The sequence below is a fragment of the Halomonas sp. E19 genome, from assembly GCF_052439355.1.
In the GTDB taxonomy this organism is placed as follows: domain Bacteria; phylum Pseudomonadota; class Gammaproteobacteria; order Pseudomonadales; family Halomonadaceae; genus Halomonas.
The window spans coordinates 1,859,982-1,885,513 of the sequence record NZ_JBNFWU010000001.1 but is presented as its reverse complement, the minus strand read 5'-3'; the positions used below and the strand labels follow the sequence as shown (position 1 = coordinate 1,885,513).

At 66.2% G+C, this 25,532-nt stretch carries 19 protein-coding genes and 6 pseudogenes; 21 read left to right on the top strand and 4 right to left on the bottom strand.

Features of this window, described 5'->3' with window-relative positions; genetic code table 11:
- Nucleotides 1-79: 79 nt before the first annotated feature.
- Nucleotides 80-1,750, bottom strand: a complete 1,671-nt coding sequence (locus ACUDAL_RS10000) for an electron transfer flavoprotein-ubiquinone oxidoreductase (RefSeq protein ID WP_444678046.1) — start codon at nt 1,748-1,750, stop codon at nt 80-82.
- A 354-nt stretch (nt 1,751-2,104) separates the two neighbouring features.
- Between ACUDAL_RS10000 and ACUDAL_RS09995 the strand changes: the two genes are divergently transcribed.
- The 10 genes from ACUDAL_RS09995 (at nt 2,105) to ACUDAL_RS09950 (ending at nt 9,926) form a co-directional block, all read left to right on the top strand.
- Nucleotides 2,105-2,854: an electron transfer flavoprotein subunit beta/FixA family protein gene (locus ACUDAL_RS09995; protein ID WP_444678045.1), complete on the top strand. Its 750-nt coding sequence runs from the start codon at nt 2,105-2,107 to the stop codon at nt 2,852-2,854.
- 70 nt (nt 2,855-2,924) lie between these two features.
- On the top strand, nt 2,925-3,851 hold the full coding sequence (locus ACUDAL_RS09990) for an electron transfer flavoprotein subunit alpha/FixB family protein (RefSeq protein WP_444678044.1): 927 nt from the start codon (nt 2,925-2,927) through the stop codon (nt 3,849-3,851).
- A gap of 206 nt (nt 3,852-4,057) precedes the next feature.
- Complete coding sequence (locus tag ACUDAL_RS09985; RefSeq protein ID WP_444678043.1) at nt 4,058-4,669, top strand: superoxide dismutase; 612 nt, start codon at nt 4,058-4,060, stop codon at nt 4,667-4,669.
- A gap of 218 nt (nt 4,670-4,887) precedes the next feature.
- Nucleotides 4,888-5,595 carry a DUF3450 family protein gene (locus ACUDAL_RS09980; RefSeq protein ID WP_444678042.1) on the top strand — a complete coding sequence of 236 codons (708 nt, stop codon included), beginning with the start codon at nt 4,888-4,890 and terminating at the stop codon, nt 5,593-5,595.
- The gene (locus ACUDAL_RS09975) at nt 5,577-5,777 is read left to right on the top strand and encodes a DUF3450 family protein (RefSeq protein ID WP_444678041.1); all 201 of its coding nucleotides are present in this window, start codon (nt 5,577-5,579) and stop codon (nt 5,775-5,777) included. The genes ACUDAL_RS09980 and ACUDAL_RS09975 overlap by 19 nt, the downstream gene beginning before the upstream one ends.
- Nucleotides 5,774-7,147 carry a MotA/TolQ/ExbB proton channel family protein gene (locus tag ACUDAL_RS09970; RefSeq protein ID WP_444678040.1) on the top strand — a complete coding sequence of 458 codons (1,374 nt, stop codon included), beginning with the start codon at nt 5,774-5,776 and terminating at the stop codon, nt 7,145-7,147. The genes ACUDAL_RS09975 and ACUDAL_RS09970 overlap by 4 nt, the downstream gene beginning before the upstream one ends.
- A gap of 66 nt (nt 7,148-7,213) precedes the next feature.
- Nucleotides 7,214-7,678, top strand: coding sequence for a MotA/TolQ/ExbB proton channel family protein (locus ACUDAL_RS09965; protein ID WP_444679353.1), 465 nt, complete (start codon nt 7,214-7,216; stop codon nt 7,676-7,678).
- Nucleotides 7,671-8,078 carry an ExbD/TolR family protein gene (locus ACUDAL_RS09960; RefSeq protein ID WP_234250975.1) on the top strand — a complete coding sequence of 136 codons (408 nt, stop codon included), beginning with the start codon at nt 7,671-7,673 and terminating at the stop codon, nt 8,076-8,078. The genes ACUDAL_RS09965 and ACUDAL_RS09960 overlap by 8 nt, the downstream gene beginning before the upstream one ends.
- Nucleotides 8,075-8,842, top strand: a complete 768-nt coding sequence (locus ACUDAL_RS09955; protein ID WP_444678039.1) for an energy transducer TonB — start codon at nt 8,075-8,077, stop codon at nt 8,840-8,842. The genes ACUDAL_RS09960 and ACUDAL_RS09955 overlap by 4 nt, the downstream gene beginning before the upstream one ends.
- A 4-nt stretch (nt 8,843-8,846) precedes the next feature.
- Nucleotides 8,847-9,926: a hypothetical protein gene (locus ACUDAL_RS09950; RefSeq protein ID WP_444678038.1), complete on the top strand. Its 1,080-nt coding sequence runs from the start codon at nt 8,847-8,849 to the stop codon at nt 9,924-9,926.
- 51 nt (nt 9,927-9,977) lie between these two features.
- Here ACUDAL_RS09950 and xthA read toward each other — a convergent pair.
- Both xthA and ACUDAL_RS09940 read right to left on the bottom strand, forming a co-directional pair.
- Nucleotides 9,978-10,807: pseudogene (gene xthA / locus ACUDAL_RS09945) on the bottom strand (exodeoxyribonuclease III).
- Nucleotides 10,807-11,055 carry a hypothetical protein gene (locus ACUDAL_RS09940; protein ID WP_444678037.1) on the bottom strand — a complete coding sequence of 83 codons (249 nt, stop codon included), beginning with the start codon at nt 11,053-11,055 and terminating at the stop codon, nt 10,807-10,809. Before ACUDAL_RS09940 ends, xthA begins: the two are co-directional and overlap by 1 nt.
- Nucleotides 11,056-11,202: 147 nt before the next feature.
- Between ACUDAL_RS09940 and rhlB the strand changes: the two genes are divergently transcribed.
- Nucleotides 11,203-12,477, top strand: coding sequence for an ATP-dependent RNA helicase RhlB (rhlB, locus tag ACUDAL_RS09935; RefSeq protein ID WP_444678036.1), 1,275 nt, complete (start codon nt 11,203-11,205; stop codon nt 12,475-12,477).
- A gap of 204 nt (nt 12,478-12,681) precedes the next feature.
- Nucleotides 12,682-14,813 (top strand): annotated as a pseudogene (gene dinG / locus ACUDAL_RS09930) (ATP-dependent DNA helicase DinG).
- A gap of 123 nt (nt 14,814-14,936) precedes the next feature.
- Here the strand turns inward: dinG and ACUDAL_RS09925 are convergent.
- Nucleotides 14,937-16,012 (bottom strand): annotated as a pseudogene (locus ACUDAL_RS09925) (3-deoxy-7-phosphoheptulonate synthase).
- A 298-nt stretch (nt 16,013-16,310) separates the two neighbouring features.
- Between ACUDAL_RS09925 and rpoE the strand changes: the two are divergent.
- The 9 genes and pseudogenes from rpoE to recO form a co-directional block, all read left to right on the top strand.
- Nucleotides 16,311-16,916: an RNA polymerase sigma factor RpoE gene (gene rpoE / locus ACUDAL_RS09920; protein WP_444678035.1), complete on the top strand. Its 606-nt coding sequence runs from the start codon at nt 16,311-16,313 to the stop codon at nt 16,914-16,916.
- A 180-nt stretch (nt 16,917-17,096) separates the two neighbouring features.
- Entirely contained in the window at nt 17,097-17,795 is a 699-nt protein-coding gene (locus ACUDAL_RS09915) for a sigma-E factor negative regulatory protein (protein WP_444678034.1), read from the top strand.
- A gap of 55 nt (nt 17,796-17,850) precedes the next feature.
- A complete protein-coding gene (locus ACUDAL_RS09910; RefSeq protein ID WP_444678033.1) occupies nt 17,851-18,780 on the top strand; it encodes a MucB/RseB C-terminal domain-containing protein in 930 nt (309 codons plus the stop codon).
- 191 nt (nt 18,781-18,971) lie between these two features.
- A pseudogene (locus ACUDAL_RS09905) lies at nt 18,972-20,385 on the top strand (DegQ family serine endoprotease).
- Between the two features lie 191 nt (nt 20,386-20,576).
- Nucleotides 20,577-22,392: pseudogene (gene lepA, locus ACUDAL_RS09900) on the top strand (translation elongation factor 4).
- 13 nt (nt 22,393-22,405) lie between these two features.
- Entirely contained in the window at nt 22,406-23,209 is an 804-nt protein-coding gene (lepB, locus tag ACUDAL_RS09895; protein ID WP_444678032.1) for a signal peptidase I, read from the top strand.
- A gap of 24 nt (nt 23,210-23,233) precedes the next feature.
- Nucleotides 23,234-23,926, top strand: coding sequence for a ribonuclease III (gene rnc / locus ACUDAL_RS09890; RefSeq protein WP_444678031.1), 693 nt, complete (start codon nt 23,234-23,236; stop codon nt 23,924-23,926).
- A complete protein-coding gene (gene era / locus ACUDAL_RS09885) occupies nt 23,923-24,822 on the top strand; it encodes a GTPase Era (protein WP_444678030.1) in 900 nt (299 codons plus the stop codon). The genes rnc and era overlap by 4 nt, the downstream gene beginning before the upstream one ends.
- Before the next feature lie 3 nt (nt 24,823-24,825).
- Nucleotides 24,826-25,511, top strand: a pseudogene (recO, locus tag ACUDAL_RS09880) (DNA repair protein RecO); the annotation flags it as partial.
- Nucleotides 25,512-25,532: the final 21 nt, after the last annotated feature.

Here is a 25,532-nt window from a genome sequence, read left to right as displayed (position 1 = left end):
AGGGGAGGCAAAAAGGGCATGCCGCGAGGCATGCCCTTGTCGGGTCCGAGCCGCTTCACCGCGGAAGCGAGCCCGGGCATTACATGTTGGGATAGTTCGGGCCGCCGCCGCCTTCCGGCGCCACCCAGCGAATGTTCTGCGCCGGGTCCTTGATGTCGCAGGTCTTGCAGTGCACGCAGTTCTGGAAGTTGATCTGGAAGCGTGGCTGGCCGGCGTCGTCCTCCACCACCTCGTAGACCCCGGCCGGGCAGTAACGCTGCGCCGGTTCGGCGTAGGTTGGCAGGTTGTCGCGGATCGGCACAGCCGGGTCCAGCAGCTGCAGGTGGCTGGGCTGGTCCTCTTCATGGTTGGTATTCGACAGGAACACCGAAGAGAGCTTATCGAAGGACAGCTTGCCGTCGGGCTTGGGGTAGACGATCTTCTCGAACTCGCTGGCCGGCTTGAGTGCGGCATGGTCCGGCGTGGTGTCGTGCACGTTGGGCAGCTTGCCGCCCAGCAGCTGGTTGATGAAGTTGTAGGCGCCACCACCCACGGTGCCGTACTTGTGGATGGCCGGGCCGAAGCTGGCGCTCTCCTTCAGCTCGGCGTAGGCCCAGCTCTGCTCCCATTTGGCGCTGAACGCGGTGAGCTCCTGGCCGCCTTCGTCGCCGGCGGTGAGCGCCTCGAACACGGTTTCCGCCGCCACCATGCCGGACTTCATAGCCGTGTGCAGGCCCTTGATCTTGGAGAAGTTCAGCGTGCCGGCATCGCAGCCGATCAGCAGGCCGCCGGGGAAGGTCATCTTCGGCAGGCAGTTCAGGCCGCCTTTGGTGATGGCGCGAGCGCCGTAGGCCACGCGCTTGCCGCCCTGGAGGTGCTTAGCCAGCACCGGGTGGTGCTTCATGCGCTGGAATTCGTCGAACGGCGAGAGCCAAGGATTCTGGTAGGCGAGGTCGATGATCAGGCCGACCACCACCTGCTGGTTCTCGGCGTGGTAAAGGAACCAGCCGCCGTGGGTGGACTTGTCGAGCGGCCAGCCGGAGCCATGCAGGACCAGTCCCGGCTCGTGCTGTTCGGCCGGGATGTCCCACAGCTCCTTGATCCCGATGCCGTAATGCTGGGGGTCCTTGCCGGCGTTGAGCTTGAAGCGCGAGATCAGCCCCTTGCCCAGGTGGCCGCGGGCGCCTTCGGCGAACAGCGTGTACTTGGCGCGCAGTTCCATGCCCGGGGTATAGCTGTCCTTGGGCTGGCCGTCGGTACCGACACCCATGTCGCCAATGAGAATGCCACGTACGGTGCCGTCCTCGTCGTGGAGCACTTCCTGTGCGGCAAAGCCGGGGAACACCTCGACGCCCAGCGCCTCGGCCTGCTCGGCCAGCCAGCGGCATAGGTTGCCGGCGCTGATCACGTAGCGGGTCAGGTCGCCCCCGGTATTGTGCATGCTCTTCGGTACCAGGCCGTTGGGCAGCTTTTGGGCCTTGTCGGCGTCCTTGAGCAGATAGACTTCATCGCGAGTGGCGGGGGTGTTCAACGGGGCGCCGCGCTCTTCCCAGTCGGGGAACAGCTCCTGCAGCGCACGTGGCTCGAAGACGGCGCCCGAAAGGATATGGGCGCCCACCTCGGAACCCTTCTCGACCACGCATACCGTCAGTTCCTGGCCGGCCTCATTGGCCTGCTGCATCAGGCGGCAGGCGGCCGATAGCCCGGAAGGGCCGGCGCCGACGATCACCACGTCAAAGTCCATCGAATCGCGTTCTACTTGCTCAGACATCCCCTTGCTCCTCCCTCGGCTTCGGCGTCGGGCCTGTTCCACCAACGTCGAAAGAAAATAAAACGGTCGTTTGCTTCTCGATATTCTCCATGATAGGCATAATAAACGACTCAGGATACCCCTACGATGGCAATGTGCGACCAGACTGCGCTGCGCCTGCGAAGGGATTGTTGCCACCTGCAGGGCTGTGGCACATTGGCAAGGTTTTTGGGTGTGGCGCCTATCAAACGCTTGCATGAAACACATAAAGGAAGACCACCCGGTTCTAAGGAGTCGCCGCCCTTTTCCTGCACAAGCCGGGCGTCAGCGAATCCCCAACCCAACGGTTCACCCAGCGAACCAAGCGAGGACACCATGAAAGTACTCGTCGCGGTCAAACGCGTCATCGACTACAACGTCAAGATTCGCGTCAAGGCGGATCACACCGACGTCGACCTCACCAACGTCAAGATGGCCATGAACCCCTTCTGCGAGATCGCCGTGGAAGAAGCGGTGCGCCTGAAGGAGAAGGGCGTGGCCAGCGAGGTCGTCGCCGTGACCATTGGCCCCAAGGCTGCTCAGGAGCAGCTGCGCACCGCGCTGGCGCTGGGCGCCGACCGGGCGATTCATGTCGAGACCGACGAGCGCGTCGAGTCGCTGGCCGCCGCTAAGCTGCTGGCCAAGGTGGTAGAGGCGGAGCAGCCGCAGCTGATTATCCTGGGCAAGCAGGCCATCGACACCGACAACAACCAGACCGGCCAGATGCTGGCTGCGCTGGCCGGGCTGCCCCAGGGCACCTTCGCCTCGGAAGTCGTGGTCGAGGGTGACAAGGTGCAGGTGACCCGCGAAGTCGATGGCGGCCTGCAGACCGTCGAACTGAGCCTGCCGGCCATCGTCACCACCGACCTGCGCTTGAACGAGCCGCGCTACGCCAAGCTGCCTGACATCATGAAGGCCAAGAAGAAGCCGCTGGACGTCAAGACCCCGGCCGATTTCGGCGTCGAGGTGAAGAGCAGCCTTACGCTGGTGAAGGTCGAATCTCCCGCCGAGCGCAAGGGCGGTATCAAGGTGGGCTCGGTGGACGAGCTCGTGGACAAACTGAAGAACGAAGCCAAGGTGCTGTGACGCAGTTCGCTGGCAACGGTTCTTTGAAGACAGCGCTTGGAAAAGCAGCGCTTGGAAAGGAGTGGAATCCATGAGCATCCTGGTACTCGCCGAACATCACGACGGTCAGCTCGCTGGTGCCACCGCCCACGTCGTGGCGGCCGCCCAAGCGATTGGCGGCGACATCGATATCCTGGTCGCCGGTGAAAATGTCGGCGCCGTGGCTGAAGCCGCCGCCAAGCTCGACGGCGTGGCCAAGGTCCGCGTGGCCGACAACGCCGTCTACGCCCACCAACTGGCCGAGCCCCTGGGCGCGCTGCTGGTCGAGCTCGCCGGCGACTACAGCCACCTGCTGGCCGCCGCCTCCACCACCGGCAAGAACGTGCTGCCGCGTGTTGCCGCGCTGAAGGACGTCAGCCAGATCTCCGAGATCGTCGAAGTGGTCGACGCTGACACCTTCAAGCGCCCGATCTACGCCGGCAACGCCATCGCCACGGTGAAGAGTGCCGACAGTCTCAAGGTCATCACCGTGCGCAGCACCGGCTTCGATGCCGTTGGCGCCGGCGGTAGCGCCAGCGTCGAGAACGTCGAGGTGGTGGTCGACAACGGCCAATCTACCTTCGTCAAGCAGGAGCTGGCCCAGAGCGACCGTCCCGAGCTGGCCGGTGCGCGCGTGGTCATTTCCGGCGGGCGCGGCATGGGCAGCGGCGAGAACTTCAAGCTGCTCGACGGCATTGCCGACAAGCTGGGCGCGGCCATTGGCGCCTCGCGCGCCGCGGTGGACGCCGGCTTCGTGCCCAACGACATGCAGGTAGGCCAGACCGGCAAGATCGTCGCCCCGGAGCTCTACATCGCCGTGGGTATTTCCGGTGCCATCCAGCACCTGGCCGGCATGAAGGACTCCAAGGTGATCGTGGCGATCAACAAGGACGAAGAGGCGCCGATCTTCCAGGTGGCCGACTACGGCCTCGTCGGCGACCTGTTCCAGCTCCTCCCGGAGCTCGAGAGCAAGCTATAAGACGCAGCAGGCAAGACAAGCAAGCCGGCCACCGCGCCGGCTTGCTTGTTTCTGCGCTCCCAGGCTTTGGAAACTCGATGGCGAGCGGCTATGACAAGACTTGGGCGACGCTATTAGCGTGAATCGCGGGTATTTGCCATGCTGGATGAATGCAGCGAGGGGCCGTGTGCGTCCCCGCCTTTCATTGACGCCAAGGAGGAGCCAACATGCCGCACCAATTGCCCGAGCTACCGTACGCCTATGATGCGCTTGAGCCGCACATCGATGCGATGACGATGGAGATCCACCACTCGCGCCATCACAAGACCTACGTGGACAAGCTGAACGCCGCGCTGGAAGGGACCGGCCTTGAGGAGCTGCCGGTGGACGAACTGATGGCCAGCATCGACCGGGTGCCGCAAGAGAAGCGGCAGGAGGTCATCAACAACGGTGGGGGCCACTCCAACCATGCCAAATTCTGGCAGATGATGTCGCCCAACGGCGGCGGCCAGCCCCAGGGTAAGGTGGCCCAGGCCATCGACAGCGAGCTGGGCGGCTTCGACGCCTTCAAGGACGCCTTCACCAAGGCGGCGCTGGGGCGCTTCGGTAGCGGCTGGGCCTGGCTCAGCGTGACGCCGGAGAAGAAGCTGGTCGTCGAGAACACCCTCAACCAGGACAGCCCGCACATGCACGGCAACACCCCGGTGCTGGGTCTGGATGTGTGGGAGCACGCCTACTACCTGAAATACCAGAACAAGCGCCCCGACTACGTCTCGGCCTTTTTCAACGTGGTCAACTGGGAGGAGGTGGAGCGCCGCTATCAGCAGGCCGTTTCCTGACCTTTCCAGGCTTTCCCGTCAACGCCGCCGCAGCCCTTGGGCTGCGGCGGCGTTTTTACGCCGGTGCGTTTTTTGGGGCGTCATGAACGAAGGTCGATCGTTCGCGGGCGACGGGGCAGCCTGAGGCACCTCCGGCTGCGTCAACTTGCCGCTCTGTGGCGTGGTAGGAAAATGAACGAGCATGGGCACAATGGTGCCGCGTCGTCCATCGCGGAGCATTGATCTGCGTCATCGGCCGGGGCGCGCGCTTCATTGATAAGGATTATCATTCGTGGCAATATCGTGACCCTATCAAAGGCAGTGGAATTGCCTGTTCATCGCCGTTCCCGGGAGCTTTCCGTGACATCGTTTCGCCATTTCTGCCTACGAGCCGGCATCCTCTGGTTCCTTCTGCCTGCGTTGGCCTTCGCCGATCCCGCCTTGCAGCAGGAGGCGAGGAGGCGCAGCGCACCCAGGCCGAGCTGCAGGCACGCATCGACGCCGCCGATGACGAGGCGCGCGCCATGCTTGAGTCGCTGCGCGAACTGGAGCGCGCAGAAACCCGGCTGTCGCGCGAGAATGCCGAGCTTGCCTCGCGCCTTGCCCAGCAGGCCGAAGCGCTCGACCGTCGCGAGGCCGCGCTCGATACCTTGGAGGAAACCCGCGAAGCACTGCCGGTGCTGCAGGAGCGCCTGGTCGAACGCCTGGAGCGCTGGGTCGAGAACGACATGCCCTTCCTGCATGAAGAGCGGCGGGCCCGGGTCGCCAGTCTGCGCTTCGGCGAGGAGCTCTCCACTGCCGAGCGCTGGGAGCGGGCCGTCTCGGCATGGCGGGCCGAGCTTGCCTATGGGCGTGAGGTCGATGCCTGGCGCGGCTACCTCGGCGAAGGGAGTCGCGCCGCGAGGTCGACTACCTGCGGCTGGGTCGCGTGGGCTTCTACTACCTGACGCCGGACGGCCGTGCCGGGCGCGTCTGGCAGGCCGAGGCCGGTAGTTGGGCGCCGCTCGACGAGGCGCAGCGCCGCGAGGTGCGCAACGGCCTGCGAATTGCCCGTGACCGGCGCGCCCCTGAGCTGCTGACGCTGCCCATATCCCAGCCGCTGGAACGAGCCACGGAGGAGGACGCATGAGCCGGCCACGTTTTCTTGCGGCTCTGCTTGTCGGCGTGCTGCTGAGCCTTTCTGTCCTGTGCCAGGTGCAAGCGGAGCCGTTGACCAGCCTGCGCGCCGAGCGCGAGGCTGCTGAGGCGCGCGACCAGGCACGCCTGATCGCACTGCTCGAGGACCGCGATGCCCTGGAGGCGGCGCTGGAAGCGGCGCAAGCCGCCCATGCGCAGGCCGAAGCGCGTAACGAAGCGCTCAAGGCTCAGGCCCAGGCGCTGAGCGAGCGCCAGGCCGAACTGGAGGCGCGCCGGCAGGAGCAGGGTGACGATCTTGAGGCCGTGTTGGCGTCGCTGGCCCGTCACAGCGGCGAACTGCGTGACAGTCTCGCCGATAGCTGGCTGGTCGTGCCGAGCCCGGGGCTGCCGTCGCGGCTCGACGATGCCGAGGTGCTCGAGCTCGCCCATCTCGAGGAGTTCGCCGACCGCCTGGTGGCGCTGACCGCCGATACCGCCCGGGTGGTTCGCTTCGAGGCGCCGGTGGCCGCGGCCAGCGGCGAGATTGCGCCGCGGGAGGTGATCCGCCTTGGCGATTTCACTGCCTTCACTGCAGGCGAGCTGTTGCGCCGCGGTGCCGACCACCAGGCCCTGTCGGTAGTCGAGCGCACCCCGCGGGAAGTGGCCGCCAGCCTGGCGGCCTTTCATGCCGGTGAGTCGCGCTCGCTGACCTTCGATCCAACTCGTGGCCAGGTCATGGCGGCGCTGGCCCAGCGGCCGAGTCTGGTCGAACGCTTCCACCAGGGCGGGGCGGTCGGCTACGTGGTGGTGGGGCTGGGAGCCGTCGGCCTGCTGGTCGGCCTGCTGCAGTACGCTTACCTGCTGAAAGTGACGCTGGCCATGCGCCGCCAGCTGCGCGACCTCACCACGCTGCGCGAGGACAATCCGCTCGGGCGTGTGCTGCTGCGCTTTCGCGCACTGCGCGACGATCCCGTGCCGGAGGCGCTCGAGGCGCGCCTCGACGAAGCGGTGCTGGCCGAGCTGCCGCGCCTGGAGCGCGGCCAGCCGCTGGTCAAGCTGCTGGCCGCCGTGGCGCCGCTGCTGGGGCTGCTGGGCACCGTTACCGGCATGATCGTCACCTTTCAGGCGATCACCGTGTTTGGCACCGGCGACCCGCAGCTGATGGCAGGCGGCATCAGCCAGGCGCTGGTGACCACCGTGCTGGGCCTGGTCACCGCCGTGCCGCTGTTGTTCGTGCATACCGCCCTGGCCGGCCGCAGCCGTCACCTGGCCGGGCAGGTGGAAGGGCAGGCCAGCGCCGCCCTGGCCGAGCAGCTCGAACAGCGCCCGCACGGTCCCGATGGTGTCACTGGGAGCGCACGCCGCGATGCCGCCTTGGCTTGAGACAGGGGGCTTGAACCGCTCCAGCGTTTGATCGAGGCCGGAGGCACGGTACTGGTGGTGATCGCGATGGTGGCGATGGTGCTGTTCAGCCTGGCCCTGGAGCGGGTGTGGTATTTCCGCCTCACCTACCGCCGGGCCAGACGCGCCCTTATCGCACGTTGGGCGGCGCGCCAGGATCACCTGAGCTGGAGCGCGCTGACCCTGCGCGAGGTCTGGGCGCGCGAGCTGATCGGGCGGCTGCGTCGTCCGCTGCCGTGGCTCAAGCTGCTGGTGGCGCTGTGCCCGCTGCTGGGTCTGCTGGGCACCGTGACCGGCATGATCGCCGTGTTCGACAGCCTGGCGATGACCGATACCAGTCAGGCCCGCGCCATGGCCGATGGCGTGGCCCGCGCCACCCTGCCGACTTTGACCGGGATGGCGGTGGCGGTGGTGGGGCTGCTGTTCACCAGCCGCCTCGAGCAGATCATTCGACGCGAGGACCAGCGGCTGCACGACCGTCTGGCCCGCGCCGTGGAGGAGTCCGATGCGTAGACGCCGAGTTGGCGCCGACGACGGCGAGGCCAGTGAGGTCAACCTGACCCCGATGCTGGACGTCGTCTTCATCATGCTGATCTTTTTCATCGTCACCACCAGTTTCATCAAGGAGAGCGGGGTGGAGATCGAACGGCCGGAGTCGAGCGCCGCCACGCCGCGGCCCGATGCCCAGGTGATGGTCGCCATCACGCCCGAAGGGGCGGTATGGGTCGATGGCCGAGCGGTGGATCTGCACCGTGTGGGTAACGAGGTGGCCGGGCTGGTAAGCGAAGAGGGCTCGGTGGTGATCCAGGCCGACCGCGACTCCACCACCGGTTTGTTGATCGAGGTGATGGACCGCATTCGCGAGGCCGGCGTGGAGCAGGTGGCCGTCGCCGCCAGCCGGAGTCGGTCGTGACGCGCATACCGCTCTCTTCGCTTGGCGGGGTGGCCCTGGCGCTGCTGCTGTTCTGGCTACTGGCGCTGCTGGTGTCGCCACCGGAAGAAGAGTTCGATGTGCTCGATGCCAGCATGACCATGAGCATGGTCGAGGCGCCGGAGCCGGTGCAGGAGGAGACGATCGAGCCCAGTGCCGAGCCACCGCCCCCGCAAGTAGAGGCCACTCCACCTCCGCAGCCGGAGCCGCTGCCGCCGCTGGAGAGTACGATCGCCATGCCGGAGCCGGAGCTGCCGCCGGAGCCGATGGAGCCGGTAGAGCTCGACGCCACGCTACCCGAGCTTGCCGAGGCGAAGCCCGAACCGCCGCCTGAGCCGAGGCCGGAACCGCAACCCCAGCCCGAGCCGGCGCCACAGCCGGCCCCCGAGCCAGCGCCTGCGCCACAGCCGGCCCCAGCGCCCAGCGCTGCGCAGGAGGGGCCGGTTACCGAGCAGGCGGCGCCTGCCGAGTCGGGGCCGGTCGACGTGGGAGAGCTGACGCCGACCAACCGTGTGCCGCCGACCTATCCCTCGCGCGCTCAGCGGCGCGGCCTGGAAGGGCATGTCGAGCTGCAGTTCCTGATTCGGCCCGATGGTAGCGTCGACGCTTCGTCGATCCGGGTGATCGCCGCGCAGCCGCGCGATGTGTTCGATTCGGCCGCCGAGCAGGCCGTAGCGCGCTGGCAGTTCGAGCCGGCCAGCGGTGTGCGCCGGGCGCGACAACGTCTCGAGTTCCAGCTGAGGTAAGGCCATGATGATGCGAGCCGCGATTCGCCTGATCGCCTGTATCGGTCTGCTGCTGGCCGCCGCGGCGCAAGCCGATGCGCCGGCACTCCCAGGCGATATCATCGCCGATCTGGAGCAGCTCCAGCGGCAGCTGCAGCAGGGCGCGCATGACAGCGTGGCCGAGCGTGCACGCACGCAGGCGCAGCGCCTGGAGGGTGGCAACACCGCCGACCGCTGGGCCGCTGCGCTGTATCGCCAGCTGGCGGCGGGGGCGGAAGCCGGGGCAGGGCGCAGCGAATCCGCTGCCGATCAGCTGCGCCAGGCGCGGCGGGTGCAGGAGGCACCGCTCTCTGAGCGCGACCGCTGGCTGCGCGAGGAGGCACGTTTGCGCTTGGCCTCGGGGCAGACCGAAGAGGCGGTGGCGCTGTGGCTCGACTGGCACGAACGCCACGCTGGCAGCAGCGATGACCGCTGGCGCCTGGCGCGTGCTCTGGCGGAGCTACAACGCTGGGACGAGGCGGCGGCGTGGGTCGAGCGTGCCTTGGCCGCTGATCCGGCTCCACTCGTGCGTCGCCAGGCCCTGGCCGCTACCGTCTTCCAGCGTGCCGGGCGCGGCGAAGACGCATTGGAGCAGCTGGAGGCCGTACTGAACGCCGAGGCTTCGCCCGAGGCCTGGCGGCGGGCGGCGGCACTGGCCCACGGGCTGGGCGATGCCCAGCGGGCTGCGGCGACCTGGGAGGCCGGCTGGCACCTCGGTGCGTTGAGCGGGGAAGAGGATCTTCGCCAGCGCATCGAGCTGCATCTCGCCGCGGGCACGCCGGCGCGTGCCGCCGAGTATCTCGACGCGGCCCTGGCCGAGGCGGCCTTGCCGGATAGCCTGGAACATCGACGCCTGCTGGCCCGGGCCTGGGAAGCGGCGCGCGACCGTGAGCGGGCACTGCAAGCCTGGCGCGAAGTGGCGCTGCGCAGCGGCGAAGGCGACGACTGGCGTCGGCTGGGACTGCTGGCCCATGCCTGGGGGCGGCCGGAGCTGGCGCGCCAGGCGATGCAGCAGGCCCAGGTCAAGGGCAGTGAGGTGCCGGAGCGCTGGCTCTCGGCCGGCTGACAGATCAGCCCCGGTCAGGCCTGGGCAAGGGCGGGTCGTCAGCCGGGGGAATCAGAGCGCGAAGTCGGTCCACACCGGGGCGTGATCCGATGGACGCTCCATGCCGCGCAGCTCGTAGTCGATGCCGGCGTCGTGCACGCGTTCGGCCAGCGGCTGTGTGACCAGCAGGTAGTCGATGCGCAGGCCGCGCCTGGGGTCGCGCTCGAAGGCGCGCGAACGGTAGTCGAACCAGCTGAAGCGGTCGTCAACGCTCGGGTGGCGCACCCGATAGCTGTCGCTGAGTCCCCACGCCTTGAGCGTGCCGAGCCACTCCCGTTCGATGGGCTGGAAGCTGGTCTTGCCTTCGCGCAGCCAGCGCTTGCGGTTGGCCTCGCCGATCCCGATGTCGATGTCTTCCGGCGAGATGTTGAAATCGCCCATTACCACCAGCCGCTCGTCCGGCCGATGGCGCTCGCGCAGCATCTCGGTCAGCCCGGCGTAGAACGCTTGCTTGTCAGGAAACTTGGTGGGGTGTTCGACATTCTCGCCCTGGGGAAAGTAGCCGTTCCATACCGTCAGCGCCTCGCCGTCGGCGGTGCGCAGCCGGGCGCCGATGAGCCGTCGCTGGGATGTCTCGCCGTCGCCGGGTAGGCCGAAGAAAACCTCTTCCGGGCCTTCGGGGCACAGCTCGCGGTGGCACAGCAGGGCGACGCCGTAGTGGCCCTTCTGGCCGTGGTAATGAACGTGGTAGCCCAGCGCTTCCACCGCCTCGCGGGGAATTCATCGTCGTGTACCTTGGTTTCCTGCAGGCCGATTACCAGCGGACGATGGCTGGCGACCAGCGCCTCGAGCTGATGCAGTCGCGCGCGCAAGCCATTGATGTTGAACGAGACCAGGCGAATCATTCGCTGGGCTCCGGCGGCGGCTCTGCGCTGCGCTCGGGGTGGATGGCAATGCTGGCGGCCTGCTCCTGGCGCGCCTGCTTGCGTGCCGCCTGCAGCTTGCGCTGCTGGCGCTTCTTCTGGCTGAAGCGCTGCGACGAGGTCACCTGGTCGGGATTCTCGTGGCGCCACTTCTTGTAGTCCTTGCGCTTGCCGGTGCGGATGGTCACCTTGTCGGCCAGCGAACGAGTTTTCTTGCGACGTGTCATCGGGCCTGGCTCCATGGGTGGCGTTTGTCGTCATCGGGGTACCATTCTACCAGTCCGATGCAAGAGGCGCGCCCTCATCGCCATAGGCTGGTACACTAGGCGGCTGTATGAGCTTTCACCCATTGCTACGGACAAGACACACAGCCTATGAGCGAGTCGGAACAGACCACAGCCCCGGCCGAGAACCGCAAGCCCAAGCGTCGTCGTCGCAAGCCGCGTCGCAGCCAATCGAACTGGGATCTGCGCCAGTTCCAGGTCCCTGCCGTGGCGGGCAAGTGGCGCTTTCACGACTTTGATCTGCCCCTGCCGCTGATGCGCGCCATCCATGCCCTGGGCTTCGAGTACTGCACGCCGATCCAGGCCGAGGCGCTGACCCACACGCTGCTGGGCGGCGACGTGGTCGGCAAGGCCCAGACCGGCACCGGCAAGACCGCCGCCTTTTTGATCTCGATTCTGGCCTACTTCCTCGAGGAAGAGGCGCCGGACGGCCAGAAGCCCGGTGCGCCGCGTGCGCTGATCGTGGCGCCGACCCGCGAGCTGGCGCTGCAGATCGAGAAGGACGCCAAGGCATTGGCGCGCTTCACCGACCTCAACGTGGCCAGCGTGGTCGGCGGCATGGACTATCAGAAGCAGCGCGAGCACCTGGGCAAGAAGCTCGACATTCTGGTGGCCACTCCCGGACGGCTGCTCGACTTCCACGAGAAGCGCGACGTCGATCTCACCCAGGTCGAAATCCTGGTGCTCGATGAGGCCGATCGCATGCTGTCGATGGGCTTCATCCCCGACGTCAAGCGCATCATTCGCCACACGCCGAAGAAGGAGGAGCGCCAGACCTTTCTATTCTCGGCCACCTTCTCGCACGACATCCTCAACCTGGCCAGTCAGTGGACGCACCAGCCGACGCACGTCGAGATCGAGGTGACGGTCGACAACAAGGCCAACATCGATCAGCGCGTCTACATGGTCAGCGACGACGACAAGGCGAAGCTGCTGGTCAACTTGTTGAAGCAGGAGAGCTTCGACCGGGTGATGGTGTTCGGCAACCGCCGCGACCTGGTGCGCAAGCTCGAAGGTCTGCTGAAGAAGGCCGATATCAACGTGGCCATGCTCTCCGGCGACGTGCCGCAGAATCAGCGCATCAAGACCCTGGAGCGCTTCCGCGAGGGCGAGGTGCAGGTGCTGGTCGCCACCGACGTGGCCGGTCGCGGCATCCACATCGAGGATGTCAGCCACGTGATCAACTACACCCTGCCGGAAGACCCGGAGGATTACGTCCACCGCATCGGCCGTACCGGCCGTGCCGGGGCCACCGGGGTGTCGATCAGCTTCGTCGGCGAGGAGGACGCCTTCTCGCTGCCGGAAATCGAGCGCTACATCCAGGACAAGCTGCCCTGCGAGCACCCGCCCGAGGGGCTGCTTTAAGCTATTTCGTTACGCTGAGTTGAGCGCTGATGTGCCTGCCTGTATCACCGTGGCGGGGAGGCCGTCGACAAGGTCTTCGAGGAGGCGCTGTGAACCCATCCCTGGGCGCTACTTTTGCCATCCATGGCAAAAGACCTCCTCTTCGACCTGTCCCCGGCCTCGCACATGCCGGGCAAGTCCCTTCGGCCTCGAGAGGGAGCGGCCATGCTGGATGACGCCCTCAAGGGTGAGATACAGGCCGCCTACCGTCGCGTGCTGGAGGCCCAGGGGCTGACGCCACGCTACGGCCAGCGGCTGATGATCGCCGAGATCGCCCGTACGCTGGGCGGCATCGAGGCCGACGACGCCGGCCGGCGGCTCTCCGACGAGCACGTCTGCGTGCTCGAGGCGGGTACCGGTACCGGCAAGACCCTGGCCTACCTGCTGGCGGCACTGCCGGTGGCCAAGGCCAAGGGCAAGCGCCTGGTGGTGGCCACCGCCACCATCGCCCTGCAGGAGCAGGTGCTGCTGCAGGACCTGCCCACCCTCAAGGCCTACAGCGGCATCGACTTCGACTACGCCCTGGCCAAGGGGCGCGGTCGCTACCTCTGCCTGACCCGCCTGGAGCAGGCCCTCGACGGCGTCGAGGACAACCCCACCCTGTCGCTGTTCGAGCAGAGTCTGGCCCAGGGCGCCGGCGATCACTTCCAGGCGCTGGTGCAGGAGATGGCCGAGGCCTACGGTAGCGGTCGCTGGGAAGGGGATCGCGAGAGCTGGCCGGTGGCCATCGACGACGGCGACTGGCGGCGGCTGACCATCGACCATCGCCAGTGCACCAATCGCCGCTGCGGTCATTTTGCCGCCTGCGCCTTCTTCCGTGCCCGCCGCGACCTCGAGAGTGCCGACATCATCGTCGCCAACCACGATCTGGTGCTGGCCGACCTGTCGCTGGGCGGCGGCGTGGTGCTGCCGCCCCCAGCGACTGCATCTACGTCTTCGACGAAGGCCACCATCTGCCGGACAAGGCGTTGAACCACTTCGCCCACCGCGTGGGCGTCAACGGCGCGCTGCGCTGGCTGGGCAACCTGAAGAAATCCCTGACCGAACTCAACCAGGCGCTGGCGATACAGCCGACCCTGGCGCGGCTGCTGGCCGGCCTGCCGGAAACCATCGCCGCGCTGGAGCCGCGTCTGGGCGAGGCCTACTCCCTGGGCCATCAGCTGGCCGGACGGCAGCACGGGCTCGCGGAAGACGAGGAGACTCACCAGTTTCGCTTCGAGATGGGGCGCGTTCCCGAGGCCCTGCGCGAGCATGCCGGTAGCCTGCTGGTGGGCTTCGCCGAACTCTCACGCACGCTGGAAACCATGAGCGACATCCTGCGTGAGAGCCTCGACCCCGACAAGCATACCGGCCTTCCCCGCGAGCAGGCCGAGGCGTGGCTGCCGCTGCTGGCGTTGTTGCACGGCCGCGCGCTGGAGGCCCACGGGCTGTGGGAGGCGTATGCCGAAACCGACATGGAAGGGGAGGCGCCGAAAGCGCGCTGGCTGACGCTGGAGCGTTTCGGTAGCGAACCCGAGCTGGTGTTCTCGGCAAGCCCCGTGTCGGCGGCGCCGACTTTGGCCAAGAGCCTGTGGGGCAGCTGCTTCGGTGCGGTGGTGACCTCGGCCACGCTGACCGCGCTGGGTCGCTTCGAGCGCCTGCAGGAGCGTGCCGGGCTGGCCAATCGCTACCGCTACCAGCGCCTGCCGAGCCCCTTCGATTACTCCCGTGCGGTGCTCAGCGTGCCGCGCCAGGCCGTGGATCCCGGTGACCGCGATGCCCACGAGCGGGCCATCATCGATTTCGTCAGCGGACTGGACGACAAGGAGGCCGTGCTGATGCTGTTCTCGTCGCGAGCGCAGCTGCGCGCGGTGGAAAAGGCGCTGCCGGCGACGTGGCGCGAGCGGGTGCTGGCTCAGGACCGCTTGCCCAAGCGCGAGCTCATCGAGCGCCATCGGGCACGGGTGGATGGCGGCGAGGGCAGCGTGATCTTCGGCCTGGCGAGCTTCGCCGAGGGCATCGATCTGCCCGGCGACTATCTCACCCATGTGGTGATCACGCGGCTGCCGTTCGCCGTGCCCGACGACCCGGTCGGCGCCACCCTGGCCGAATGGATCGAGAGCCGGGGCGGCAATCCCTTCATGCGCATCAGCGTGCCCGATGCCTCGATCAAGCTGGTGCAGGCCTGTGGACGATTGATTCGCAAGGAGGCCGACCAGGGGCGCATCACGCTGCTCGACCGACGCGTGCTCACGCGGCGCTACGGCCAGGCGCTGCTCGATGCGCTGCCGCCGTTCAGAAGAGAGATCGACGGCTGAGCGAAGGGCGGCCGCAGCGTGAGAAGCCGCACCTCAGCCAGCGCTAGGGTGCGAATATAGGCGATGAAAACGAAAAAGGCCCGCTAGCGGGCCTTTTTCTCTGGTGCGAACCCGCGACCGGCTTCAGTCCTGGCGGCGAGCGGCCAGCATCGGGGTGAGCTTCTGCGCCATGCGGGTCAGGGTTTCCTCGGTGGTCGGCCAGTCGATGCAGGCGTCGGTCACCGAAACGCCGTACTGCATCTGGCTGTGGTCGTCGAGGATCTTCTGACTGCCCCAGCCGATGTGGGATTCCACCATCAGGCCCATGATCGAGCGGTTGCCTTCGAGGATCTGGTTGGTGACGTTGTCCATCACCAGCGGCTGCAGGGCCGGGTCCTTGTTGGAGTTGGCGTGGGAGCAGTCGATCATGATGTTGGGCTGGATGCCGGCCTTGTTGAGCTCCTGCTCGGCCAGCGCCACGCTCACGCTGTCATAGTTGGGCTTGCCGTTGCCGCCGCGCAGCACCACGTGGGCGTAGGCGTTGCCGCGGGTGCGGATGATCGCCACCTGGCCGCTCTGGTTGATGCCGAGGAAATTGTGCGGGTGCGAGACCGACTGCAGGGCGTTGATCGCCACGTCGAGGCTGCCGTCGGTGCCGTTCTTGAAGCCGACCGGGCTTGAGAGGCCGGAGGACATCTCGCGGTGGGTCTGGGATTCGGTGGTGCGCGCCCCGATGGCCGACCAGCTGATACAGTCCTGCAGGTACTGCGGTGAGATGGGATCGAGCGCTTCGGTGGCCAGCGGCAGGCCGAGTTCGGAAAGCTCCACCAGCAGCTTGCGGGCGATATGCAGGCCTTCCTCGATCTCGAAGGAGCCGTTGAGATGGGGGTCGTTGATCAGCCCCTTCCAGCCCACCGTGGTGCAGGGCTTCTCGAAGTAGACGCGCATCACGATGAACAGGCTGTCCTTCACCTCGTCAGCCAGCCGGCGCAGGCGCTGCGCGTAGTCGAGCGCGGCGTCGACGTCGTGAATCGAGCAGGGCCCACCACGACCAGCAGGCGCGGGTCGCTGCCATCGAGTATGTTCTGGATCGTCCGGCGGCCCTCGATCACCGTTTTCTCGGCGACCGCGGTCAGAGGAATCTCGTTCTTCAGGGCTTCGGGAGTGATCAGGACGTCCTGGGACAGAACGTTGAGGTTGCTGACCTGCTGATCTGACATTTCGCTACCTGTGTCGTGATGCGTGGAAGGCAAAGGGGTGATCTACTATACACCCGCCAAGGTGGAAAATATCAATCGCCGGGAACCATAAGCCGGCGTGCGTGTCGCAGCGCCTGGAGCGGGCAACCGGCTTGATGCGCGGGCAATAAACAGGAACACTTGGGGTCAGACAGGACCGATGCGTCCAGCAACTCACAGCGGCCGACAGGCGCCAGGTTGAAGCATGTACCCAGATTTCACTACCACGTTGGACCCCACCATTAGACCTTGCCTTCTCTCCCGGCCGGGGAGGGTGTGAATGGGCAGCCGGGAAACCGACCAGCAGCTCGTCGAGCGAGCGCAAAAAGGCGATACCCGTGCGTTCGACCTGCTGGTGAAGAAATATCAGCACAAGATCATTGGACTGATAGGGCGCTATGTCCAGGATCATGCCGAAGTGCAGGACGTGGCCCAGGAGGCCTTCATCAAGGCCTATCGGGCGCTGGGCAAGTTTCGTGCCGAAAGCGCCTTCTATACCTGGATGTACCGCATTGCCATTAATACGGCCAAGAACCATCTGGTGTCGAGGGGCCGGCGTCCGCCGGGCAGCGACCTGGATATCGTCGATGCCGAGATCCTCGATCATAGCGGGCGACTGGCCGATATCGAGACGCCCGAGTCGGCGATGGCGCGCGATCAGCTCGAGGCCGCGGTGTTTGAGGCCATCGAGAATCTCCCCGATGACCTGCGTACCGCGATTACCCTGCGCGAGCTCGATGGCCTCTCCTACGAGGATATCGCTAACATCATGCAGTGCCCGGTGGGGACGGTGCGCTCGCGGATTTTCCGGGCGCGGGAAGCTGTAGACCAGCATATCCAGCCGCTGGTGACCACGGCCAGGACACGCGAGTCGGTGGCGGAATGACATTTTCGTGCACAGAGTGCGCTTGGCGCTGAACTGTCTTGCGCCGATGGCGTCTGAAGCTTTGATCGCTGCCCTACCAGCAGTGGCGAAACGGGCTGTCGACATTCCGGTGCGGTGTGTAAGGAATGTCGGGAATCTAAGGTTGCAAGGCAGGGCGCCTTGACACTTGGGGGTGTAAGAATGAGTCAGAATGCACGGGAATCGCTTTCTGCCCTGATGGACAATGAAGGTGATGACCTCGAGCTGCGCCGGGCGCTGAAGTCCTTGGAGGACGACCCGGACGCCGCTGAAGCCTGGCGACGCTATCATCTGATGCGCAGCCTGCTGAATCGGGATCGCAGCATCGATGTCAGCACGGATCTGTCCGCCGGCATCATGGCCAGGTTGCAGGATGAGCCGGTGCCGGCCCCTGCCGAGGCGGAAACCGCACCACGCGCCTCCCTTTCGCTTACGCGCGGTGCCGGCATCGCCGCCGCGGTGGCGCTCATGGTGATCTCGGGCGTTCAGTTCTACCAGGGCAGCGGTTTTGTCGGCGGCGGCACCGAGCTTGCGGGTAGCGATGCCCAGGCGCCCGCGGCGCAGCCCCTGCGCAACCTCGCAGCCTCACCCGTGGGCGGTCAGGCTGCCCCGGTGGGCATGCCGCTGTTCTCGCCCGTCAGTGCGGGCGGTCAGTCCGGCTTCATGCCCGTCGGGGTAGGGTTCGACAACCCGCTGTTCATGACCCCCAGCCCGCGCCAGTCGCAGACCACCGACCAGGAGCAGGCGCGCCTGTTGCAGTCCTACCTCGATCGCCACGCCGAAGGGGCGACCTATCGCAGCGGCGATGCCTGGATGCCCCTGCTGCGCGCGTCGGGTAGCGAGACGCTGGGGCAACGCTGATGCTGGGGAGGCGCCTGCTGCACGCTCTGTTCGTCTCCTGCTCCTTGGGGGGCTTGTGCTCTCCCTGCCCGCTGTCGCCCTGGCCGAAGATAGCGACGCCGAACGCTTCGACTGCCGTCAGCTGGCTGACTGGGAGGCGCCGGATTCGGCGCTGGCCTGGTTCGAGCGCAGCCTCTGGGCCAGCCACTGCCATGTCTTCAACGCCCGCGCCGTGCGCATCGGAATCGATGGCGTGCGTACCCTGGCGCTCTCCCATGATATCCAGGATGGCGTCGAGCGTGAGGTGGCTCGCTTTCTCGACGGCCCACCGGTGTTCTTCGAGCGGCGCGGACGCATCGGCCGGCTCGGCTGGTCCGACGACGAGGGCGAGACGCCGGTCTCACCCGCCGGCATCGCGGCCCACATCGACCGTTACTACCGATTCGCCCTGGGCGCCGATGAACGCATCGCCAACCGCAGTGCCGTGCGCTTGGACATCGAGCCCCTCGACGGCATGCGCTTCGGGCAGCGCCTTTGGCTCGACGTGAATACGGCACTGCCGCTCAAGCGTGAACTGATCGACGACCGCGGCAGAGTGGTGGAGACTTTCCAGTTGACCGAGCTGCAGCCGCCGCGCCTCTATGAAGGCGGCGTGAATCTCGACACGGGTCGCGCTCCGCCGCGACAGCCCTGGCGCCCCGGCTGGCTGCCCGAGGGTTTCATCGACCAGCCGGTGGATACCCGCAGCGAACGCCATGACGCTTCGGTCGGGCATCGGATCTACAGTGACGGGCTGTCGTCCATCAGCCTGTTTGTCGAACCGCTGGAAGAGGGGCGGCCGCGCCTGATACCGGGACTGCATCGCCTGGGTATTTCACTGGCGGTGGTGCGGCATGTCGCCGTGGAGGGACGCCCCGTGCAGGTGGTGGCGATGGGCGAGCTGCCGCCGCGCGTGTTGGTGGAAGTGGCCGAGAACCTGACCTGGGCCCCGCCCACTAACGGCTGACAGCCCCGTCCTGGACGCTATTGCTGACGTAGATAGGCTAGTGCTGATCTAGGCAGAGAACTGCGCGGCTGCTGGCCGAGTTGGAAAACGATGTCCCCCTGCTGGATGTCGTGTGTTTGAAACTGTGACCTTTTTTCGCTTTCGAGCTGATTGGCATGAAAACAAGCAAGCAGATGCAGGAGCGTTTTTTTATGAAGCCAATGACGCGATACCTCTCCTTCTGGCTGCTGTTGGCGGTGCTGTTGCTGCCTTGGCAGTCGGGCTTCGCCCGGGAGCTTCCTGACTTCACGGTGCTCGTCGAGCAGGCGGCGCCCGGCGTAGTCAACATCTCCACGACCCGTACCGTTCCTGGCCGGGCTCAGACCTTTGAGGACTTCGGTCAGGATGTGCCCGATATCTTCCGCCATTTCTTCGGTGACCGCTTCCCGGCGCCCCTGGCAGCGGCCCCGGGCGAGGGATGGAGCGTCAGTCGCTGGGCTCCGGCTTCATCATCAGCGACGACGGCTACATTCTCACCAACGCCCATGTGGTGGAGGGGGCCGACGAAATTCTGGTACGCCTGGCCGATCGCCGTGAGCTCGAGGCCGAGCTGATCGGCGCCGATCGGCAGACCGACGTGGCCCTGCTGAAGGTGGAGGCCTCTGAGCTGCCGACCCTGCGCATGGGCGATTCCGATCAGCTGCGTGTGGGGGAGTGGGTGGCGGCCATCGGCTCGCCGTTCGGCTTCGATCACTCCGTGACCGCCGGCATCATCAGCGCGATCAACCGCACCCTGCCGCGCGACGCCTACGTACCCTTCATCCAGACTGACGTGGCAATCAACCCGGGCAACTCTGGGGGCCGCTGTTCAACCTGGACGGCGAAGTGGTGGGCATCAACGCGCAGATATTTACCCGCAGCGGCGGCTTCATGGGCGTGTCGTTCGCCATTCCCATCAACGTGGCGATGGATGTCGCCAACCAGCTGCGTGACGACGGTCGCGTGCGGCGCGGTTGGCTTGGCGTGATGATCCAGCCGGTCTCGCGCGACCTGGCCGAGTCCTTCGGCATGGAGAGCGCCAGCGGCGCGCTGATCGCCGATGTCGACCCCGCTGGCCCCGCCGCCGGCGCCGGCCTGCAGGCGGGCGACGTGGTCATCCAGGTGGACGGCGAGGAGGTCGAGCAGTCGCGCCACCTGCCGCGCCTGATCGGGCGCGTGTCGCCGGGCGACGAGGCCGAGCTGGTGATCATGCGTGACGGCCAGCGTCGTGAACTCTCGGTGACTATTGGCGATTGGCCGGACAGCGAAGGTGCCGGCGAGCAGCGCGAGGAGCGTGGTTCCCAGGCGCGCCTAGGCGTGGCGGTAGCCCCGCTCGAAGCGGCGGAGCTCGAGCGTCTGGGGCTGGAGGCCGGCGTGCGCGTCAGCGACGTCGACCCGCGCGGTGCGGCGGGACTGGCCGGCATTCGCGCGGGCGATATCCTGGTGAGCATCGACCACCATGCTGTCGAGAGCCCGGCGCAGTTGGTGGAGCTGGTGGAGTCCCTGCCCACGGATCGCGCACTGCCCGTGCGCCTGTTCCGCGAGGGGCGTTCGCTGTTCGTGGCGCTGCGGCTGGGGCAAGGCTGACACGACCCGGCTGGTCGGCTACCGGACACCTCCCGCCTGCGCGGGAGGTGTCTTCATTAGGGCCTCGGGCGGCTGTGCTGTCCAACCCCTGGCCATGCCGGTACAATACCGGCCATCGCTTTCATATGACGTGAACGGGCGCCGTTGATACCGCCGCTGCCGCGCTCGTGTCGAACACCGGATTGGGCTAGATGAGCAACGAAGCACGCAACGAAAAACTCAAGCATATTCGGAATTTCTCGATTATCGCCCACATCGACCACGGCAAGTCGACCCTGGCGGATCGACTGATCCAGAGCTGTGGTGGGCTTTCGGAACGTGAGCTCAAGGAACAGGTGCTCGATTCCATGGATCTCGAGCGCGAGCGCGGCATCACCATCAAGGCGCAGTCGGTCACCCTCGACTATATCGCTCAAGACGGCAACACCTATCAGCTCAATTTCATCGACACCCCGGGCCACGTGGATTTCTCCTACGAGGTATCGCGCTCGCTGTATGCCTGCGAGGGCGCGCTGCTGGTGGTGGACGCCGCCCAGGGCGTCGAGGCGCAGTCGGTGGCCAACTGCTACACCGCCATCGAGCAGGGGCTCGAGGTGCTGCCGGTACTCAACAAGATGGACCTGCCCCAGGCCGATCCCGATAAGGTGGCCCAGGAGATCGAGGAGATCATCGGACTGGACGCGACCGACGCCTGCCAGGTGTCGGCCAAGAGCGGGCTTGGCATCGATGCATTGCTCGAGCGCCTGGTGCGTGACATTCCGCCGCCCAAGGGCGATCCGGCCGCGCCGCTGCAGGCGCTGATCATCGACTCCTGGTTCGACAACTACCTTGGCGTGGTGTCGCTGGTGCGCATTTTCGACGGCACCCTGAAGAAGGGCGAGAAGATCCGCATCAAGTCCACCGGCCGCGACTGGCAGGCCAACGAGGTAGGCATCTTCACCCCGCTGCGCAAGGAAACCGATATCCTGCGCGCCGGCGAGGTAGGCTTCGTGGTAGCCGGGATCAAGGACATTCACGGCGCCCCGGTAGGCGACACCATCACCCACGCCAAGACCCCGGACGTACCGCGCCTGCCCGGCTTTCAGAAGGTCAAGCCGCAGGTCTACGCCGGCATGTTCCCGGTCAGCGCCGACGACTATGAGGACTTCCGCGACGCGCTGGAAAAGCTGGCGCTCAACGACGCCTCGCTCGAGTACGAGCCCGAGAACTCCGATGCCCTGGGCTTCGGTTTCCGCGTCGGCTTCCTCGGCACGCTGCACATGGAAATCATCCAGGAGCGGCTCGAGCGCGAGTACGACCTGGACCTGCTCACCACCGCGCCCACCGTGGTGTACGAGCTGGCGATGAAGAACGGCGAGGTGAAATACGTCTCCAACCCTCCAAGCTCCCCGACATGGCCGACGTGGAGGATATGCGCGAGCCGATCGTGCGGGCCAGCATCCTGGTGCCGCAAGAGTACGTGGGCAATGTCATCGCCGAGTGCGAGAACCGTCGCGGCAACCAGCTCGACATGCAGTTCCTCGGCAGCCAGATCCAGCTCACCTACGAGCTGCCGATGTCCGAAGTGGTGATGGACTTTTTCGATCGCTTGAAGTCGATTTCCCGCGGCTACGCCTCCTCGACTACAACTTTGAGCGCTTCCAGTCGGCCAAGCTGGTGCGGCTCGACGTGCTGATCAACGGCGACAAGGTCGATGCGCTGGCCGTGATCATCCACCGCGACCATGCCCATACGCGTGGACGGGTGCTGGTGGACAAGATGAAGGAGCTGATCCCGCGCCAGATGTTCGACGTCGCCATCCAGGCGGCCATCGGCGGGCAGGTGGTAGCACGCTCCACGGTCAAGGCGCTGCGCAAGAACGTGACGGCCAAGTGCTACGGTGGCGACGTGAGCCGCAAGAAAAAGCTGCTCGAGAAACAGAAGGCGGGCAAGAAACGAATGAAACAGGTCGGTCGGGTGGAAATTCCCCAGGATGCTTTCCTGGCCGTACTCAAGGTGAACGACTAGGACCGACGTTAACATGGATTTCTCTCTTCTGCTGGTGATGGCCGTCGCGGTCACCGGCCTGATCTGGTTGCTCGATCTGCTCTGGTGGCGCCCCGTGCGTCGCCGCCGCCTGGCTGCTGCCGAGTCCGGCGCGCCCGAAGGACTGGATACGAATACACGCGAGCAGACGCTCAGGGAGCCCTGGCCGGTCGACTATGCGCGCTCCTTCTTTCCGGTGCTGCTGGTCGTGCTGCTGCTGCGCAGCTTCCTGGTGGAACCTTTTCAGATTCCCTCCGGTTCCATGCGCCCGACCCTGGAAGTGGGTGACTTCATCCTGGTCAACAAGTTTGCCTACGGGCTGCGACTGCCAGTGACGCATACCCGTGTCGTCGAGCTGGGTGAGCCGCAGCGCGGCGATGTCATGGTGTTCCGCTTCCCCAACGAACCGTCGGTGAACTTCATCAAGCGGGTCGTGGCCCTGCCGGGCGATACGGTGCGCTACGAGGAGAAGCAGCTCTACATCAACGGCGAGCCGGTTGCCAAGCGGCTGCTCGAGGAGAGCCCGGCCACGGCACGCGGCGAGTGGCTGATGGAGGAGCGGCTGGGCGAGGCGCAATACCGAATCTACAATAATCCTCGAGACCCCGGGCCGAGGGTGCGTGAGCTGGTGGTGCCGGAAGGCCACTACTTCACCATGGGCGACAATCGCGACCACTCCAATGACAGCCGCTACTGGGGCTTCGTCCCGGAAGAGAATATCGTTGGCCGCGCCTTCGCCGTCTGGATGCATTGGGACGGTGGATTGCCAAGCTTCACCGACGTTCGACGCATCCAGTGATGCCTTCGTTTTAACAGGAATTTCGTGAGCCATACTCTTAGCGCTTTCAGCCGACGCATCGGCCACTCCTTTCGTGACATCACCTTGCTGGAGCTGGCCATGACCCACCGCAGCTTCGGTGGTCGTAACAACGAACGCCTTGAGTTTCTGGGCGACTCCATCGTCAATTTCGTCATTGCCGAGGCGCTCTACGAGCGCTTTCCGGAAGCGCGAGAGGGCCAGCTGTCGCGTCTGCGGGCCCGCCTGGTGCGCGGCCAGACCCTGGCCGAGCTGGCCCGGGAGATGGCCTTTGGCGAATGCCTGCGGCTGGGCTCTGGCGAAATGAAGAGCGGCGGGCATCGGCGTGACTCGATCCTGGCCGATGCGGTGGAGGCGGTGCTGGGCGCCATCTATCTGGATGCCGGCATGGACGTGGCGCGCGCCCGTGTGCTGGCCTGGTACGCCGAGCGGCTGGAAGCCATCGACCTGCAGGACACTCAGAAGGACCCCAAGACTCGCCTGCAGGAGTTTCTCCAGTCGCGCCAGGTTCCGCTGCCGCGCTACGACGTGGTGTCGGTCGAGGGCGAAGCCCACGACCAGACCTTTACCGTGGAGTGTCACGTCGAACTGCTCGCGTCCCATACCCTGGGGCGTGGGTCCAGCCGTCGCCATGCCGAGCAGCAGGCCGCCGAACTTGCACTCGTTCAGCTCGAGAATCGGGGAGGAAACAAGGCATGAGCCAGACCTGTGGTTTCGTGGCCATCGTTGGTCGCCCCAACGTCGGCAAATCGACGCTGATGAACCGGATTCTCGGCCAGAAGATATCGATCACCTCGCGCCGGCCCCAGACCACCCGGCATCAGGTCATGGGCATCAAGACCGAAGGCGAGACGCAGTTCATCTATGTCGATACCCCAGGGATTCATATTCTCGGGCGCGATCGCAATAAGGCGATCAACCGCTTCATGAACCAGGCCGCAACCCAGGCCCTACGCGACGTCGACTGCGTGGTCTTCATCATCGACCGCACGCGCTGGACCGACGAGGACCAGGTGGTGCTGACACGCCTGGAGCACGTCGAGGCGCCGGTGATCCTCGCGGTGAACAAGGTCGACCGGCTCGAGGACAAGAGCACCTTGCTGCCGTGGCTGGCCCAGGTGGGCGCGCGGCGTGAGTTTGCCGCCATCGTGCCGATCTCCGCCAAACATGGCACCAACGTGCCGGAGCTGGAGGCCGAGGTCGCCAAGCACCTCCCGGAAAACGTGCATTTCTTCCCCGAGGACCAGGTCACCGACAAGAGCCAGCGCTTCCTGGCCTCGGAGCTGGTGCGCGAGAAGATCATGCGCCAGCTCGGTGACGAGCTGCCCTACCAGGTCACGGTGGAAATCGAGGAGTTCCGTGACGAAGGCAAAGTCGTGCATATCAGCGCCCTGATCCTGGTCGAACGACCCGGGCAGAAGAAGATCCTGATCGGCGACAAGGGCGAGCGCATCAAGAGCATCGGCCGCGAGGCGCGGCTCGACATGGAGCGTGCGCTGGATGCCAAGGTGATGCTCAACCTGTGGGTCAAGGTGAAGCGCGGCTGGTCGGATGACGAAAGGGCGCTGAAGAGTCTGGGCTACGACCTGGACTGAGCCATGCAGCCGCAGCCGGCCTTCCTGCTTCACAAGCGCCCCTATCGCGAGACCAGTGCGCTGGTCGAGCTGCTGACGCTAGGGCATGGCCGGGTGCGTGCGGTGGCCCAGGGCGTGCAGCGCCCCGGCTCACGCTCGCGCGCCCAGCTGCAGCCCTTCGCACCGCTGCATGTGACCTGGGTGGGCGAGGGTGAACTCAAGCGCCTGCGCCTGATGGAGAGCCGCGGCGCGGCGGCCCTGCTGGTCGGCGAAGGGCTGCTGTGCGGGCTCTATGCCAATGAGCTGCTGACGCGCACCCTGCCGGTGGAACTCCCCGTCGCCGACGTGTTCGCCTTCTATACCGCCCTGCTCGAGGCGCTGCCGCGCCCGAAGGGCGCGCCGAGGCCCTGCGGCGGCTGGAATTCACCCTGCTTGATGCCCTCGATGCCGCACCGCGTTTCACCACCCCGGAAGGCGCGGCGCTCGATCCCCAGGGCCGTTATCGCTTCGACGCCGCCTCGCGCGCCTTCGTGCCCGGTGAACCGGGCCTGGATGGGCGTACTCTGCGCCTGCTGGCGGGAGGCGACTGGGCGGCGCCAGGCCTGGCGGGGCCAGCCAAGGCCATCGCTCGCGCCGCGCTGGCGCCCTTGCTTGGCATGCGCCCGCTGCGGTCCCGTGAGCTGATGCGTCAGCTTGCCGAACGGCGCCGTCCCCCTCACACTGATTCACTC